Origin of the sequence: Parabacteroides caeci (genome assembly GCF_023656795.1) — a bacterium.
Taxonomy (GTDB): domain Bacteria; phylum Bacteroidota; class Bacteroidia; order Bacteroidales; family Tannerellaceae; genus Parabacteroides; species Parabacteroides segnis.
The window spans coordinates 1-14,760 of sequence record NZ_JAMOKT010000047.1 but is presented as its reverse complement, the minus strand read 5'-3'; the positions used below and the strand labels follow the sequence as shown (position 1 = coordinate 14,760).

The 14,760-nt window shown below is 46.2% G+C and carries 14 protein-coding genes and 3 tRNA genes; 7 read left to right on the top strand and 10 right to left on the bottom strand.

Annotated elements, in window-relative coordinates:
• The first annotated feature begins 70 nt into the window (after window positions 1–70).
• Window positions 71–2,089 (top strand): alpha amylase C-terminal domain-containing protein, encoded by a 2,019-nt coding sequence (locus NBH15_RS20400; protein WP_007652994.1) that lies wholly within the window; start codon window positions 71–73, stop codon window positions 2,087–2,089.
• Window positions 2,090–2,110: 21 nt separating this feature from the next.
• Window positions 2,111–3,085, top strand: a complete 975-nt coding sequence (locus tag NBH15_RS20395; protein ID WP_010799839.1) for a type I phosphomannose isomerase catalytic subunit — start codon at window positions 2,111–2,113, stop codon at window positions 3,083–3,085.
• Window positions 3,086–3,269: 184 nt separating this feature from the next.
• Here the strand turns inward: NBH15_RS20395 and NBH15_RS20390 are convergent, their stop codons facing one another.
• Window positions 3,270–4,202, bottom strand: coding sequence for a ketopantoate reductase family protein (locus NBH15_RS20390; RefSeq protein ID WP_250823418.1), 933 nt, complete (start codon window positions 4,200–4,202; stop codon window positions 3,270–3,272).
• 79 nt (window positions 4,203–4,281) lie between these two features.
• Window positions 4,282–5,142 carry a pyridoxamine kinase gene (locus NBH15_RS20385; protein WP_250823417.1) on the bottom strand — a complete coding sequence of 287 codons (861 nt, stop codon included), beginning with the start codon at window positions 5,140–5,142 and terminating at the stop codon, window positions 4,282–4,284.
• Window positions 5,143–5,538: 396 nt separating this feature from the next.
• Here NBH15_RS20385 and NBH15_RS20380 point away from each other — a divergent pair, with 396 nt between their 5' ends.
• Window positions 5,539–5,742 carry a hypothetical protein gene (locus NBH15_RS20380; protein WP_229061568.1) on the top strand — a complete coding sequence of 68 codons (204 nt, stop codon included), beginning with the start codon at window positions 5,539–5,541 and terminating at the stop codon, window positions 5,740–5,742.
• Window positions 5,743–5,918: 176 nt separating this feature from the next.
• Here NBH15_RS20380 and NBH15_RS20375 read toward each other — a convergent pair whose 3' ends face one another.
• The 6 genes from NBH15_RS20375 to NBH15_RS20350 all read right to left on the bottom strand — a co-directional run bounded on the left by NBH15_RS20375 (window position 5,919) and on the right by NBH15_RS20350 (window position 9,157).
• Window positions 5,919–6,152 carry a YecH family metal-binding protein gene (locus NBH15_RS20375; RefSeq protein ID WP_250823416.1) on the bottom strand — a complete coding sequence of 78 codons (234 nt, stop codon included), beginning with the start codon at window positions 6,150–6,152 and terminating at the stop codon, window positions 5,919–5,921.
• A gap of 174 nt (window positions 6,153–6,326) precedes the next feature.
• Window positions 6,327–6,399: transfer RNA gene (locus tag NBH15_RS20370), tRNA-Lys, on the bottom strand.
• Window positions 6,400–6,418: 19 nt separating this feature from the next.
• Window positions 6,419–6,491, bottom strand: a tRNA-Lys gene (locus NBH15_RS20365).
• 115 nt (window positions 6,492–6,606) lie between these two features.
• The gene (locus NBH15_RS20360) at window positions 6,607–7,410 is read right to left on the bottom strand and encodes an MBL fold metallo-hydrolase (RefSeq protein WP_007653000.1); all 804 of its coding nucleotides are present in this window, start codon (window positions 7,408–7,410) and stop codon (window positions 6,607–6,609) included.
• Window positions 7,411–7,456: 46 nt separating this feature from the next.
• Entirely contained in the window at window positions 7,457–8,515 is a 1,059-nt protein-coding gene (locus NBH15_RS20355; RefSeq protein WP_443146954.1) for an asparaginase, read from the bottom strand.
• 30 nt (window positions 8,516–8,545) lie between these two features.
• Window positions 8,546–9,157: a trimeric intracellular cation channel family protein gene (locus tag NBH15_RS20350; protein ID WP_007653002.1), complete on the bottom strand. Its 612-nt coding sequence runs from the start codon at window positions 9,155–9,157 to the stop codon at window positions 8,546–8,548.
• A gap of 160 nt (window positions 9,158–9,317) precedes the next feature.
• Between NBH15_RS20350 and NBH15_RS20345 the strand changes: the two genes are divergently transcribed.
• On the top strand, window positions 9,318–10,793 hold the full coding sequence (locus NBH15_RS20345) for a DUF3943 domain-containing protein (protein WP_129699100.1): 1,476 nt from the start codon (window positions 9,318–9,320) through the stop codon (window positions 10,791–10,793).
• A gap of 75 nt (window positions 10,794–10,868) precedes the next feature.
• Here NBH15_RS20345 and NBH15_RS20340 read toward each other — a convergent pair whose 3' ends face one another.
• On the bottom strand, window positions 10,869–12,512 hold the full coding sequence (locus NBH15_RS20340; protein ID WP_122329395.1) for an ABC-F family ATP-binding cassette domain-containing protein: 1,644 nt from the start codon (window positions 12,510–12,512) through the stop codon (window positions 10,869–10,871).
• A 130-nt stretch (window positions 12,513–12,642) separates the two neighbouring features.
• Between NBH15_RS20340 and NBH15_RS20335 the strand changes: the two genes are divergently transcribed.
• Window positions 12,643–13,191, top strand: coding sequence for a 30S ribosomal protein S16 (locus tag NBH15_RS20335; protein ID WP_007653006.1), 549 nt, complete (start codon window positions 12,643–12,645; stop codon window positions 13,189–13,191).
• Window positions 13,192–13,260: 69 nt separating this feature from the next.
• Here NBH15_RS20335 and trxA read toward each other — a convergent pair whose 3' ends face one another.
• Window positions 13,261–13,734, bottom strand: coding sequence for a thioredoxin (gene trxA / locus NBH15_RS20330; protein WP_010799832.1), 474 nt, complete (start codon window positions 13,732–13,734; stop codon window positions 13,261–13,263).
• Between the two features lie 191 nt (window positions 13,735–13,925).
• On the opposite strand from trxA, the gene NBH15_RS20325 reads away from it, so the two are divergent.
• Both NBH15_RS20325 and NBH15_RS20320 read left to right on the top strand, forming a co-directional pair.
• Window positions 13,926–14,010, top strand: a tRNA-Ser gene (locus NBH15_RS20325).
• A gap of 67 nt (window positions 14,011–14,077) precedes the next feature.
• The gene (locus NBH15_RS20320; RefSeq protein WP_250823414.1) at window positions 14,078–14,653 is read left to right on the top strand and encodes a hypothetical protein; all 576 of its coding nucleotides are present in this window, start codon (window positions 14,078–14,080) and stop codon (window positions 14,651–14,653) included.
• Window positions 14,654–14,760 lie beyond the last annotated feature (107 nt).

The following is a 14,760-nucleotide window of genomic DNA, read 5'->3' as shown; positions in this document are numbered from 1 at the left end:
ATATCCCGGGAATATCAATACGGTATCTTTTTTTCTTTTATCTTTGCGCTAAACCAATCTCAAATAAATCATGGAGTCGCTGAATCTAATAAAGAATGACCCTTGGCTTGCCCCTTATAAAGAGGCGATAGAAGGACGGTATCAATACGTGATTGACAAGGAAAAGAGCCTGACCAACAACGGGAAACAGACGTTGGCCGAGATGGCTTCCGGCTATCTGTACTTCGGTTTGCATAAAACCAACAAGGGGTGGGTGTTCCGCGAATGGGCCCCGAATGCCACAGCTATCTATCTTATCGGTACATTTAATGACTGGAAGAAAGACGAACGATATAAAATGAGACGTCTCGGATACGGTGTCTGGGAGATTGCGCTCGAAGAAGAGCTGCTCCGTCACGAAGACCTTTTCAAACTGCTGGTTGAGTGGGACGGAGGAAGCGGTGAACGCATCCCGGCCTGGATACGCCGTGTCGTGCAAGACGAACAAACTAAAATATTTAGTGCACAGGTGTGGAACCCAGTCAAGCCATATGCGTTCAAAAACAAACGCTTTAAGCCTGACACCGCCCCGCTGCTGATCTACGAATGCCATATCGGTATGTCGACGAACGAGGAAAAAGTCGGCTCATACGATGAATTTCGCCGCAACGTGCTACCCCGCATTGCCCGCGAAGGATACAACGCGATACAGATCATGGCGATACAGGAGCATCCTTACTACGGCTCGTTCGGTTATCACGTCAGCAGCTTCTTCGCCGCCTCGTCCCGTTTCGGTACGCCCGAAGAGCTGAAACAGCTGATAGACGACGCCCACGGCATGGGAATCGCTGTCATCATGGATATTGTACACAGCCATGCTGTTAAGAATGAAGTGGAGGGCCTCGGACGTTTCGACGGTTCCTATAATCAATATTTCCTGAGCGGTACACGCCGCGAGCATCCCGCCTGGGACTCGCTTTGCTTCGATTATGGCAAGAACGAGGTGTTGCATTTCCTGCTCTCGAACTGCAAATTCTGGCTTGAAGAGTATAAGTTCGACGGTTTCCGTTTCGACGGTGTCACTTCCATGCTCTATTACAGTCACGGATTGGGCGAGGCTTTCTGCAATTACGGCGACTACTTCAACGGACATCAGGACGGCGACGCGATTGCTTATCTCACCTTGGCTAACAAACTGATCCACGAGGTAAATAAGAACGCCATCACCATCGCCGAGGAAGTGAGCGGCATGCCCGGACTGGCTGCCAACTATGAAGACGGCGGCTATGGTTTCGACTATCGCATGGCAATGAACATTCCCGACTACTGGATCAAGACGATCAAGGAAAAGAAAGATGAAGACTGGCATCCCTCGTCCATCTGGTGGGAAACGACCAACCGCCGTGCCGACGAAAAGACAATCAGTTACGCCGAAAGCCACGATCAGGCACTGGTGGGAGATAAGACCATCATCTTCCGGTTAATAGATGCGGACATGTACTGGCACATGCAGAAGGACGACCACAACGCTGTTGTTGAACGCGGTGTGGCGCTCCATAAGATGATCCGTCTGGTGACCGCCTCGACCATCAACGGCGGATACCTCAACTTTATGGGCAACGAGTTCGGACATCCCGAATGGATCGACTTCCCGCGCGAAGGCAACGGATGGTCGCACAAATATGCACGCCGCCAGTGGGAACTGGTAGATAATATGGATTTGAAATATCACTATCTGGGCGACTTCGACCGCGAAATGATCGAACTGCTCCGTAGCGTGAAAAACTTCCAGTCTACCCCAATACAGAAGGTGTGGGATAGCGATGGCGACCAGATTCTGGCCTACATGCGCAAAGACCTGGTATTTGTGTTCAACTTCAGTCCGACGAAATCGTACACCGACTACGGCTTCCTGGTTCCTAAAGGCGAGTATGAAGTGATTCTCAACACAGATGCCCCCCGTTTCGGTGGTTTCGGCCTGGCGGACGATTCGGTGCGTCATTTCACACAATTCGACCCATTATTTAAAAAAGACAAAAAAGAATGGCTTAAACTGTACATTCCGGCACGCAGTGCTGTTGTACTGAGAAAAGTAAAGATAAAGAAGTAATCAAACAACAAAACACACAGTATGTTATATCCAATGACTTTTAAGCCTATCCTCAAGAAGATTATTTGGGGAGGCTCAGACATCTGCCCATTTAAGGGCATCACACCGGTTGAAGAAGGTATCGGTGAAAGTTGGGAACTTTCGCATGTAGAGGGTAACTATTCCATCGTCGATAACGGTGACTTGGAAGGCAAGTCGCTCGATGAACTGATTCGCACTTACGGCAAGCAGTTGCTCGGTGAGAAGGTAATGGACCAGTTCGGCTCTACTTTCCCGCTGCTGATTAAGTTTATCGACGCCCGTGATGACCTGTCTATCCAGGTGCATCCCAACGACGAGCTGGCTATGAAACGCCACAATTCTTTTGGCAAGACCGAAATGTGGTACGTAATCAACGCCGCGGAGGGAGCTGGCCTCTATTCCGGTTTCTCCCAACAAATTGACGCAGAGGAGTATGTGAAACGGGTAGGCGATAACACTATCATGGACGTTCTCCAGCGTTATGAAGTGTCGCCGGGCGATGTGTTCTTTCTGCCTGCGGGGCGTGTTCACGCCATCGGTGCCGGATGCTTTATCGCAGAGATACAGCAGACCAGCAACATCACTTACCGCATCTACGACTACGATCGTAAGGATGCCAACGGTAACGGGCGTGAACTGCATACCGAGCTGGCCAAAGATGCCATCGACTATACCATGTCTCCCGACTACCGCACGCATTATAAGGCACATACCAACGCGACAGTCGAACTGGCCAACTGCAAGTATTTCACGACAAACCTGCTCGACCTCGATACGATGATGGTGCGCGACTTCTCCGAACTCGATTCGTTTGTCGTATATATATGTATGGAGGGTAAGGCTTCTATCCGCGACAATAAAGGAAACGAAATATTCGTTCATCAAGGTCAGACGGTGCTTATCCCGGCAGATACAGAGGTGGTGACGATTTCTCCGGCTCCGAATGCCAAATTCATGGAGACTTATATCGGATAATTTTCCGGGAAAAGATAACAGTTTTTCCTGAAAAAAGGAATTAGGAAACAGAAACGACGCAGAAAACGCAGAGTTTCGCAGAATATTTTATTAATAATCAATATAATATCTGCGTTTCTCTGCGTTTTCTGCGTCGTATGCGTTCCCTGTTATTTTGTTAGGCTATGCTGATTTCCTAATGATCTTATTGGGGATAGGGGAATTGTGTCAGCCCGTTGTACATGAACCGGTAGGTGGGGACATCCAGCCCCAGGGCTTCCGCCTCGCGGATTACGTAGCCGGTCAGTGTCTCGATTTCCGTCTGGCCTCCGCGCTTGAAGTCACTGTGCATTGAAGTGGTCGCACCGTTCGGCATCATCTTTTGGGCCTGGATAGACGAGAAAACAATATCTTCCGGCAGTTTGATTCCTTTGGCTTCGGCAACGTCTTTCAACTCGTATCCCAGCGTGATGAACAGGTCGATATGATTTTCTATCACACTGTTAATCGGTTCGTTGAAGTAAGAAGTGATGGTTGCTGCCGTGGAGATCATAAAGAATTTCTTCCATATCTCGAGGTCGATGTCCTCCGGGTTGGTCGATAACACGCGGGCGGAGCTCAATATATTCCTTAACTCCAGTTGTTGTTCCTTATCCTTGCCGTTGAGTCCGAAAAACAAACGGTCCTTGAGGGTGAATTTCTCGATATATCCGGGCGAAACGAGCCGCGCACCTATGTAAACACAGCCTTTCCATATTCTGCTTCCGGGCAGTATTTTTTCTATCCGTTCGGCGATGTCGGCCCCGTTGAGCAGGGGTAGGATGACAGTCTCCGGACTGATGATCGGCTTCAGGTGACGGATATTTTCTTCCAGATCGTAGCTTTTCGTGCAGCAGAGCAGGTAATCCACCGGACCTATCTCTGCCGGATTGTCGGTTGCGAGGGTTGGTATGGCTATTGTTTTCTTGAAAGATTTTTTTATTTCCAAGCCAAATTCTTTGATAGCCTTCAGGTTCTCGCCGCGGGAGATGAAGAAGATGTCCACATCCTCCGAATCCTGGTAGTGGGCAGCGAGCAACCCCCCGTAGTAACCCCCTACAGCCCCTATTCCGGAAATAGCAATTTTTATTTTACTCATATCAATTGTATAGGAGTTTTGAAGTTTATATTCTTATATAATATGATGCCGCAAAGATGAAAAATAAAATCGAAACCCTTTATACGAGTTTGAGTTCTTTTAGAAAGTCGGGAAAACTTTGTTCAAAATTAACACCGAAGCGATAGTCGGTCTTTGCCTTGTAAGTCCCCCGGATGCTGTCGGTCGTAAAATGAACGGCAATGGCCGCCGCGTCGATCAGGCTGAAGTCGTTGAGCAAGGCCGACAGCAGGGAGCTGGCAAACACATCGCCTGTCCCGTGGTAATAACCGGGTATTTTCTGGGTGAAGACGTAGTCTATCGTGTCGGTCGTCCGGTCGTAGGTGGCGGCCCCCAGTTCGTCTTCCTTGAAATAAACGCCGGTCAGTACTACTTTCTGCGGACCCAGTGCGCCGAGCTTCCTCAGCAGGCTTTCGATATATGCGTGGGTGTAAGGCCCCGGATGGAACGGTTCGTCGAGCAGCAAGGCCGCCTCGGTGAGGTTGGGCACGATGATGTCGGCTTTTTGGCAAAGCATCCTCATGCCGGCTGCGAACTCGTGAGTGAAGACGGTGTACAGTTCGCCGTTGTCGCCCATAACCGGGTCAACCAGTATCAGGTTGTCTTCCTGCCTGAATGCGTCGAAAAACTCCTTAACGATATCGAGCTGTTCGAACGAACCGAGGAAGCCGGTGTAGATGGCATCGAACTTTATGTCGAGCGACTTCCAGTGTTTCATGACCGGGCGCATATCTTCCGTCAGGTCGTGGTAGGTGTATCCGCTGATACCTCCGGTATGAGTAGATAGGATGGCTGTGGGGAGAGCTGATGTTTCAATGCCTGCGGCAGATAAAATAGGTAATGCGACGGTGAGTGAGCATTTTCCGAATCCGGACAGGTCGTGTATGGCTGCGACCCTTTTCTGATGTGTTTTATTTTTCATTCTGTTCATTTTTATATCAATACAACAATGGGTGTGCGGGAAATGTTGGAAGCCTGTATCGGGCCTTTTCCGCCAGCCGTTGCAAAATAAGCTGATTTTATCATAAAATGGGCCGGATTGTTATGAAATGAGTAAATTTCTTCTTTTTCGGTCTGTTTCCTCCTTTTCGGAGGGTTTGCTTCCGTATTGGGTCTACATTTATAAATATCGTAAATAAAATAGCCGGAGATTGTCGCAAAACATTGCGTCGGGCGGGATACCTTTACATCAAAGTTTTTAAGAGATGTTGTTTTGTGAGTTTGATTAGATGTATATAAATATTTTAGGTTAATGACTTTGGCTGAAACTAGTATCCTCCCCTTGGCGTGGGGAAGGACTGAAAAAAAACAGAGATCGATGTATGCCGTTCGCGCAGGCGAGCGTGGAACTTCACTTGTATGGGGTTGCGACGATTCATCGAATGGAGATAAAAAAGACCGTGAGGTGAGTTACAAATCTGATTATACAGGTGCTTTTATAACGGACTGGGAAGTCCCTATTGAGCCGAAGAGTCCTGGTGAGGGCCCGCGAGCTGATTTTATTGTTGATTGGATTAACTAGTATATCAATAAATTCAATGTAATTGGTGAAATCATACTTTTTACTCTATAACGTTAATCCTCATATCTAATAACGTTGTATCCCAAGCCCTTCAGTGGGCAAACAACCGCTCTGTTCGTGAGAATAGGGCGGCTTTTGTATTTTAAAAGGCTCGGGTAAAAATAATTTGTATCGATTTAATGACTGCAAACCTTGCTGACATCTACCGTAAAACCATCATTCATAGGCATGAATTTCCCTTTTTCTTTCAAGAATTCGATTAATTCATCCACATTCATGTTATCGGCCGAGCAGGCATAAAAACGTTGTTCCGAACCGAATTTATTAATGATAGCTGTTCTCAGGCTGCTCTCTGAGTAACTGTTCCCTTCCATCATGAAAAGAACTTCATGTGCATGTAACTGTTCCATAAACTGATTATTAAATGATTTGAGACAAAAGTACACCATCTGTCCTTTTCAAATTGTAACATATGTGACAGAAAAGAATAAATTAAAATGATTAACAATTTATTAGAATCGGGATATCAGGAGGATAGAAATACAAAACAGCCTGTCATAGAACTTTCTATAACAGGCTTTTTGTGACCCGGGAGGGGCTCGAACCCTCGACCCAATGATTAAGAGTCATTTGCTCTACCAGCTGAGCTACCGAGTCAGTCGGTTTTTTCTTTGAGTGACCTGGGAGGGGCTCGAACCCTCGACCCAATGATTAAGAGTCATTTGCTCTACCAACTGAGCTACCAAGTCAATCTGTTGCAATCCTTGTTTCCTGCTTGTGGACTTTGTTTCTCGATTGCGGGTGCAAAGATAGAGGTTTAATTTTTCTTTGCAAACTTTTCGGTCGCTTTTTTCTAACTATTTTTTACTCGAATTCAAAGATATCAGACGGAGTCGTGCGCTTAAGTGCTATCAGAGAGACATCTTTGCCGACACGGACCCCTTCTTGAAACAATCGGATGTCGACTGTCTTATAGGCAAGTTCCGGGTGGTTGTTGTCGCGGCTGAGGTGGCACAACCAAATGTCCTTCAGCTTCGGGTCATAGTTGGCTGCCAGGAATTCGGCAGCTTCACGGTTACTCAGGTGGCCTGTCGGACTCGCTACACGTTCTTTCAGGAAAGCAGGGTAGGTGCCGAACTTCAGCATTTCCTCGTCGTAGTTGGCCTCGATGATCAGATGGTTAGCCATTCGCATATAACGACTCACTGTATCCGTAATATGGCCCACGTCGGTCGCAAAAGTAAACTTATGCTCTCCGTATTCGATATAGTAGCCTACGTTGTCCGTGCTGTCGTGGGGCACTTCGAAAGCGATGATATTGAAGTTGCGGATGGTAAAAGGTACTTCTTTTTCGATGACCCGGCGTGAACCGATCAACGTCTCTTCCACATAACGGCTTTTTTCTATTCCCCGGTGGACGGCAGCGGTAGTGTATACCGGGATATTCATTTTCTCTCCCAGGCAACCCACCGTCTTGATATGGTCGGCATGGTCGTGCGTTATCAGGACTGCCACGATTTTGGAAAAGTCGATCGCTTTATCTTTCAACACCTTCTTTATGGTACGTATTCCGATACCAGCATCAATCAGTATCCCGAATTCGGGAGTACCCAGATAATAGCAGTTGCCACTGCTTCCACTTGCTAAGCTAAGAAATGATAGTTTCATATTTTTCTATTCCGCCTCGCGGCCTATTCTGTTTTATATTGTATAATCAGGAACGGAACGTATCAGGGATCGTCACTTCCCCGATAAGCGAACAGTTCATGTGGTCCTTCACTTCCTCGGGCGATAACCCGTGGCCGAAAAGGAACATCAACTTGGCGACAGCGCTTTCCGTCGTGCTGTCGAACCCGCTTATAACGCCGGCTTCCAATAATTTATGGCCCGTCTCATACCGGTGCATCTCAACGCTTCCGACGCTACACTGGGTTACATTGACGATTACGATACCCCGGTCTACTGCATCTTTGAGCATGGTCAGAAACCAGTCGTAACTCGGGGCATTCCCGCTACCGAAAGTTTCCATCACGACCCCTTTCAGGTCGGGAATGTTGAGGATGCTTTCCACCACCTGCGGCGAGATGCCCGGAAACAACTTCAGGATAGCGATGTTCCGGTCCAGTAGATAATGCGGTTTCAGCGGCTTACGCGAAACTGGGTGATAAATTTGTCCCGTATCGTATTTAATGTATATCCCGGCATGTGCCAGGGCCGGATAATTGTATGAACGAAATGCATTGAAGTTGTCGGCATTGATCTTGCTCGTACGGTTGCCTCGCAGCAAATCGTTTTCAAAGAAGATGCAGACTTCGGGTACAATAGGTATTCCGTTTTCTTTGGCAGCAGCAATCTCGATCGCCGTGATCAGGTTTTCCTTCCCGTCCGTGCGTAACATGCCGATGGGCAATTGTGAACCGGTGAAAATGACCGGCTTGCTGAGGTTTTCGAGCATGAAACTCAGGGCAGAGGCGGTGAACGACATGGTATCGGTGCCATGCAGCACCACGAAACCATCGTATTTCGCATAATTATCTGCGATGATTTTCACAATCTTCATCCATGAGTCAGGCCCCATTTCGGACGAGTCCATTACCGGATCGAACTGATAAGTCGATACTGAGTAACCGAGCTTTTTCAGTTCCGGCATATTGTCTCTAAGATGTTGGAAATTAAAAGATTCCAATACTCCGGTTTCAGGATTTTCAATCATTCCGATTGTTCCGCCTGTATAGATAAGCAGGATAGAAGCCTTATCGCGCTGATCGTTCATGTTTACTGTCATAATGCAAAGGTAATAAATTTATTCTTCTCCCTTCAAAACGGGAACGCTTATGTGATATTTTACGGCTATGATACGTGCCAGGAATATCCCCAACGCTGCAGCGAACTGGGTGATGGAGGGTGTTAACCCGGCGAGCATACATAAATAATATACACCGCCACCGAACACGCATGCCAGGGCATAGATGTCTTTTCGGAAGATTAGCGGCTCCTCATTGATTAATATATCGCGCATCATTCCCCCGAATGATCCGGTGATCGTTCCCATTACGATAGCTACCCACATAGGGAAGCCGAATTCGAGTGTTTTAGCGATTCCGACCACGCCGAACAGACCCAGTCCGATGGCGTCGAATATAAAGAACGTGTTATTCAGCCGGATCACATATTTACGGAAGATGATAACAAACAATAAAGCTAGTGCGGAAACAGTTAAATAAGATGTTTGTTCCATCCAGAAAGGGGTTGCATTCAGCAGGATATCGCGTATTGTCCCTCCGCCCACGGCAGTAACCAGTCCGACCACATAGGCGCCAAACCAGTCAAATTGTTTTGCAGAGGCCAATCTGATCCCACTAATTGCGAATGCAAACGTCCCTGTATAGTCGCAAAAGGTGATAAAATCTATCATTTTGTTTTTTTCTGCAAAAGTAAGTATTTCCTTTGAATTGTGTTTGTTTCTAGCGACACAACCTAAGAATAATTTAAACCAAACGAATCCTTTACTGTTAATTATATATAAGTTTGCATGAGTAATAGGTATAAGGCTCAGGCCAAAAGATTGTTAGATGATGAAGAGATTTATATGGATAGGATTGCTGGCTTTGCTTTCAGCACAGTGGATGCAGGGGCAACACTTCCCTAAAATGGATACAAGAAATTACGTGAGCGACTCGACTGTTTTCATGCCTAAAAAGCCCTGGCTGGCAGCCGGCGAGGTGTTCGGCTTGAATGTCGGGATATGGGCTTTCGACCGTTTTCTGATGAACGAGGACTTTGCTCATATTAATGGTCATACGATTAAGAACAATTTCAAAACCGGCCCTGTCTGGGATACCGACAAGTTTTCGACCAATCTGGTGGCGCATCCCTACCACGGCTCGCTTTACTTCAATGCCGCACGCAGCAACGGGATGAATTTCTGGCAGTCTATCCCTTTCGCCGCCGGTGGGAGTTTGATGTGGGAATTCTTCATGGAGAATGAACCGCCCTCTATCAACGACCTGATGGCTACCACGTTCGGAGGGGTGGAGTTAGGTGAAATCACTTACCGTCTGTCCGACCTTTTTATCGACGACCGGTCGAGTGGGGCGGAGCGTGTAGGGCGTGAGATACTTTCTGGACTGATATCGCCCGTGCGTGGCATAAACCGTCTGATAACCGGTGAGGCATGGCGTCACAGGCCGCATAAAGGTAGGGCATACTCGTTTGTGCCCGTGAACTTTATCGTGAGTGCCGGTCCTCGTTTCCTGGCGGAGCAGGAGCATTCGAAACATGGGACGACTAGTATGCATCTTTCGCTGCGTCTGGATTATGGCGACCCTTTTGAAGACGAGTTTTATTCGCCCTACGAATGGTTTCAGCTACGTGCCGGATTTGATTTCTTTTCCAGTCAGCCGGTCATCACGCAGGTGAATGCTATCGGCACCTTGTGGGGTAAACGGGTTTGGGAGAAAGGGCCGCGCACGCTGACGGCCGGTGTCTTCCAGCACTTCGACTATTACGATTCGCAGTTGCGCTCCAGCGACGGTGGCAAGGTGTCGCCCTACCGCATTTCGGAGGCGGCGGCTGTAGGAGGTGGCTTGATCTATTACAAACGTTCGGAACCCAGCGACAAGGTCGATGCCTACGGCGAATTTTATGTGAACGGTGTTGCCCTGGGAGGTGGCTCGTCAGACTATTTTCGTCTCGATGAACGCGATTACAACATGGGAAGCGGTTATAGTGTAAAAGCCTTTACAGGTTTGACTTACAACAAGCACTGGACATTTTTGCTGAATATGGAGAACTACCATATTTTTACCTGGAAAGGCTACAATCCGGACATAGACCTGAGCACGGTCGACCCGAACACTTTCAGCGTACAAGGTGACAAAGGTCATTCCCGCTTGACAGTGATGGGCATCAAACTGGTTTATCTTTCCAGCAAAAAATGGAATATATCGCTCTCGAACCGCTACTTTTCCCGCCGTACGCATTACAGCTACCACGACGACGTGAACCGAGCTACCTACGATTTGATGCTTTCTTTGGGAGTGAAGATTTAATACTTTGCTATTGATTATTACTTCATTACAGTTTCCTGAAAGTGGGACTACGAGGAAACTGTAATTGACTGATTGTTATCTTGTTTTGTTTCTTTCGAGTTCGTTGAGATTCTCCATCTTCTTCCGTTGGAGGAATTCGTAAATGCCTTCAAGATGTTCAGTGACCCGCTGGTTGCCGAATTCGTAGACTTTCGTCACCAGTCCGTCCAGGAAATCACGGTCGTGAGACACCACAATCAGCGTACCGTCGAAGTCGAGCAACGCCTGTTTCAGGATATCTTTCGTTTTCATGTCCAAATGGTTGGTCGGCTCGTCGAGAATCAGCAGGTTGACTGGTTCGAGCAGCAGCTTGATCATCGCCAGGCGCGTGCGCTCTCCACCCGACAAAACCTTCACTTTCTTGGCTGAATTTTCTCCGCCGAACATGAACGCGCCGAGCAAATCCTTAATTTTATTACGGATATCACCTTGGGCGACATCGTCTATCGTTTGAAAGACGGTCAGGTTCTCATCCAACAGCGAAGCCTGATTCTGAGCGAAATAACCGATCATCACGTTATGTCCGATGGTCAGCGTGCCGTCGTGTTCGATCTCTTTCATGATACATTTCACCAGCGTGGACTTTCCTTCGCCATTCTTTCCTACGAAAGCGATTTTGTCGCCCCGTTCAATCATCAGGTTGGCATTGCGGAACACCGTATGGTCGCCGTATGTTTTTGCCACGTTTTCGATAATCACCGGATATGTACCGGAGCGGGGAGAGGGCGGGAACTTCAGGCGGAGTGCCGATGTGTCTTCCTCATCCACTTCAAGTATCTCAAGTTTTTCAAGCATCTTGACACGGCTTTGTACCTGTAGCGTTTTGGAGTATGTCCCTTTGAAACGTTCGATAAACTCCCGGGTTTCGGCAATCATCTTCTGTTGTTCGTCGAACGCCTTTTGTTGTTGTACGCGGCGTTCCTGGCGGAGTTGCAGATAACTACTGTAATTCACCTTGTAGTCGTAGATGCGGCCCATGGTGACTTCGATTGTGCGGGTGGTGATATGGTCGACGAATGCCCGGTCGTGGCTGATGACAACCACCGCCTGCCCGTTATCGATCAGGAAATCTTCCAGCCACTGGATTGATTCGATGTCCAGATGGTTCGTAGGCTCGTCGAGCAGTAACACGTCCGGTTTCTTCAAGAGTAACTTCGCCAACTCGATACGCATGCGCCAGCCACCGCTGAACTCGCTGGTCTGCCGGTTGAAATCTTCGCGCTTGAAACCCAGTCCGAGCAATGTCTTCTCGATATCGGCGTCATAATTGATCTCCTCGATGGAATAAAATTTCTCGCTGAGCGTGGAGACGCGCTCGATCAGCTCCATATAACTGTCCGAATCGTAGTCAGTACGTGTCTCCAACTCTTTGTTGATCGTTTCGATCTCGGCCTCCATCTCATGCAAGTGGGCGAAAGCCTGTGCCGTTTCTTCAAATACGGTACGCCCGTCTTCCGTCATCAGATGTTGCGGCAGATAGGCTATGACCGTATCTTTGGGTGCCGAAACCTTTCCGCGTGTCGGTTCGCGTACCCCGGCAAGTATTTTGAGCAAAGTTGATTTGCCCGCACCGTTTTTCCCCATCAGGGCAATTCGGTCTTTCTCGTTTATAACGAAAGATATATCAGAAAAGAGGGCACTTCCGCCAAACTCCACTGTCAGTCCATCAATAGAAATCATACGTACATTATATATATGTGTAAAAAGAAGGCGCAAAGGTAGGAAAAATGTTTGGAATATTTGTTTTATGTTTTGAAACAACTTATCTTTGCACCCGCTAATACAAACAGCTTAAATTAATTATTCAAACATGGCAACAAAAATTAGATTGCAAAGACACGGTCGCAAAAGCTACGCTTTTTATCAGATCGTAGTTGCAGACAGCAGGGCTCCACGTGATGGAAAGTTTATTGAAAGGATAGGTTCTTATAATCCGAACACTAATCCTGCTACAGTAGATTTGAACTTCGAAAGAGCTTTGTATTGGTTACAGGTAGGTGCACAGCCTACAGACACAACTCGCAACATTCTGTCACGCGAAGGTGTATGCATGAAAAAGCATTTACTGGAAGGTGTTAAGAAAGGTGCATTCGACGAAGCTACAGCGGAATCTAAATTCCAGGCTTGGTTGAAAAACAAACAAGCTTCTGTTGAAGCAGTAAAATCGAAAGACAGCGAAGCGGCTAAGGCTGCAGAAAAAGCTCGTCTGGAAGCTGAAAAAGAAGCTAACAAGGCAAAAGCAGAAGAAGTAGCTAAAAAGAAAGCTGAATTAGCAGCCGCCGCTGCAGCAAAGGCAGCTGAAGAAGCAGCAGCAAACGCTCCTGCTGAAGAAGCTCCAGCAGCAGAAAGCGCTGAGTAATTCGCTTAATGCCAAATAAAAAGAGGACATTTCCTATGTGGAGTGTCCTCTTTTTTATTGTGTGTCCCCTTATTTCTTTCCCAGCAGGAAACCGTTGATTTGTTCAACGAACTGTTCCTTTGAAAGTGCTCCCTGTGCCAGTTGCGGTTTTCCTTTAGCAGGAATAAACAGTAGGGTAGGGATGCTCTGTATGCCGAAAGCGGCAGCCAGTTCCTTTTCGTTATCGACATTGATCTTATAAATGATGATGTCGTTTTTGTATTCTCCGGCCAATTCCTTTAATATAGGAGAAATCTTCTTGCAAGGTCCGCACCAGTCAGCATAGAAGTCGACGATGCAAGGCTTGGTGCCTTCATAGACCCATTCTGTTTGGTTTTTCTCGTAATTATATACTTTGGTCAGAAAGTCAGCTTTGTTAAGTACTACAACTTCGCCCTGGGCAGCTACGTTTCCTGTTTCGTTTTTATCCGATTTGGCAGACATGGAGCAACTAACCAGCAGCAACACCACCGAAATCAGGAATAAATCTTTCAACTTTCTCATATAAAACTTATTACTTCATTGATAATTATAGAATACAAAAATAGTAATAAAACGGATACGACTCCCCATCCTGAGTGGTTAAAAGAAAAATAATAGCTTAAAAAGAAAAAAATGCTTCGTAAAATTAGGAGATATAAAAAATATCACTACCTTTGCACCGCAATCGAGAGAAAACGATAGCAAAACATACTGGAGAGATGGCAGAGTGGTCGATTGCGGCGGTCTTGAAAACCGTTGAACTGAAAGGTTCCTGGGGTTCGAATCCCTATCTCTCCGCTGAGTATAAGAAGTCCTTGTAAACTTAGGTTTATGAGGATTTTTTATTTATTAATACATTGATAATATGAAGCAGTTTGATTTTGAAGCAATATTCAATTATTATTCTGATGATCCTTATATCTTTACACCTTCCGTTTTAGAAGATTTCAAAAATGGGAATATTGAATTATCTGATAATTATAATATATATTTTATAACCTGGACTAACAGAGCATGGTTTCTTGTAGATAGTTTGACCTTTGATAATAAAAGGAATATTGTTCAAATATGTATTGTTATTATGAATCAATATGACAGGAATATTATGTGTGTTCAATTTGAAGTACCAAACGAGGTGAAATCAATAAAAGTTTCAGACTTTCCCCATAAATATCTGATATTTAAAAACTCGGAAAATGAAGAAATACAGACATTCCATATACATGAGTTTTTGCTTAAACATACTTCTATATTATTTGAAGTCCTTTATATCGGTCGTTCATATGGTGTGAAGAAAAAATTGAATATTGTGGATAGATTGTATAATCAAAATCATAAAGCCTTGAAATCTATATTGATGAATATCACAGAGTTGAACCCAGATAAAGAGGCACTTATTATGGCTTTTAATTTTAGACATAAACACATTACTGTCCCGTAAAAGTGGATAAATAGTTCTTTGAAATAATTGAAATATAGTCTATTAGATACTACTTTTTAGGCGCGACGATTTGAAATCATACCTTTGAGGTCAATTAAGGTGACCTC

What these genes read in the sequence shown, in the direction of transcription:
- NBH15_RS20400 (WP_007652994.1), top strand. Translation starts at nt 71, where the DNA reads ATGGAGTCGCTGAATCTAATAAAGAATGACCCTTGGCTTGCCCCTTAT.
- NBH15_RS20395 (WP_010799839.1), top strand. Translation starts at nt 2,111, where the DNA reads ATGTTATATCCAATGACTTTTAAGCCTATCCTCAAGAAGATTATTTGG.
- NBH15_RS20390 (WP_250823418.1), bottom strand. Translation starts at nt 4,202, where the DNA reads ATGAGTAAAATAAAAATTGCTATTTCCGGAATAGGGGCTGTAGGGGGT.
- NBH15_RS20385 (WP_250823417.1), bottom strand. Translation starts at nt 5,142, where the DNA reads ATGAAAAATAAAACACATCAGAAAAGGGTCGCAGCCATACACGACCTG.
- NBH15_RS20380 (WP_229061568.1), top strand. Translation starts at nt 5,539, where the DNA reads ATGTATGCCGTTCGCGCAGGCGAGCGTGGAACTTCACTTGTATGGGGT.
- NBH15_RS20375 (WP_250823416.1), bottom strand. Translation starts at nt 6,152, where the DNA reads ATGGAACAGTTACATGCACATGAAGTTCTTTTCATGATGGAAGGGAAC.
- NBH15_RS20360 (WP_007653000.1), bottom strand. Translation starts at nt 7,410, where the DNA reads ATGAAACTATCATTTCTTAGCTTAGCAAGTGGAAGCAGTGGCAACTGC.
- NBH15_RS20355 (WP_443146954.1), bottom strand. Translation starts at nt 8,515, where the DNA reads ATGAACGATCAGCGCGATAAGGCTTCTATCCTGCTTATCTATACAGGC.
- NBH15_RS20350 (WP_007653002.1), bottom strand. Translation starts at nt 9,157, where the DNA reads ATGATAGATTTTATCACCTTTTGCGACTATACAGGGACGTTTGCATTC.
- NBH15_RS20345 (WP_129699100.1), top strand. Translation starts at nt 9,318, where the DNA reads ATGAAGAGATTTATATGGATAGGATTGCTGGCTTTGCTTTCAGCACAG.
- NBH15_RS20340 (WP_122329395.1), bottom strand. Translation starts at nt 12,512, where the DNA reads ATGATTTCTATTGATGGACTGACAGTGGAGTTTGGCGGAAGTGCCCTC.
- NBH15_RS20335 (WP_007653006.1), top strand. Translation starts at nt 12,643, where the DNA reads ATGGCAACAAAAATTAGATTGCAAAGACACGGTCGCAAAAGCTACGCT.
- trxA (WP_010799832.1), bottom strand. Translation starts at nt 13,734, where the DNA reads ATGAGAAAGTTGAAAGATTTATTCCTGATTTCGGTGGTGTTGCTGCTG.
- NBH15_RS20320 (WP_250823414.1), top strand. Translation starts at nt 14,078, where the DNA reads ATGAAGCAGTTTGATTTTGAAGCAATATTCAATTATTATTCTGATGAT.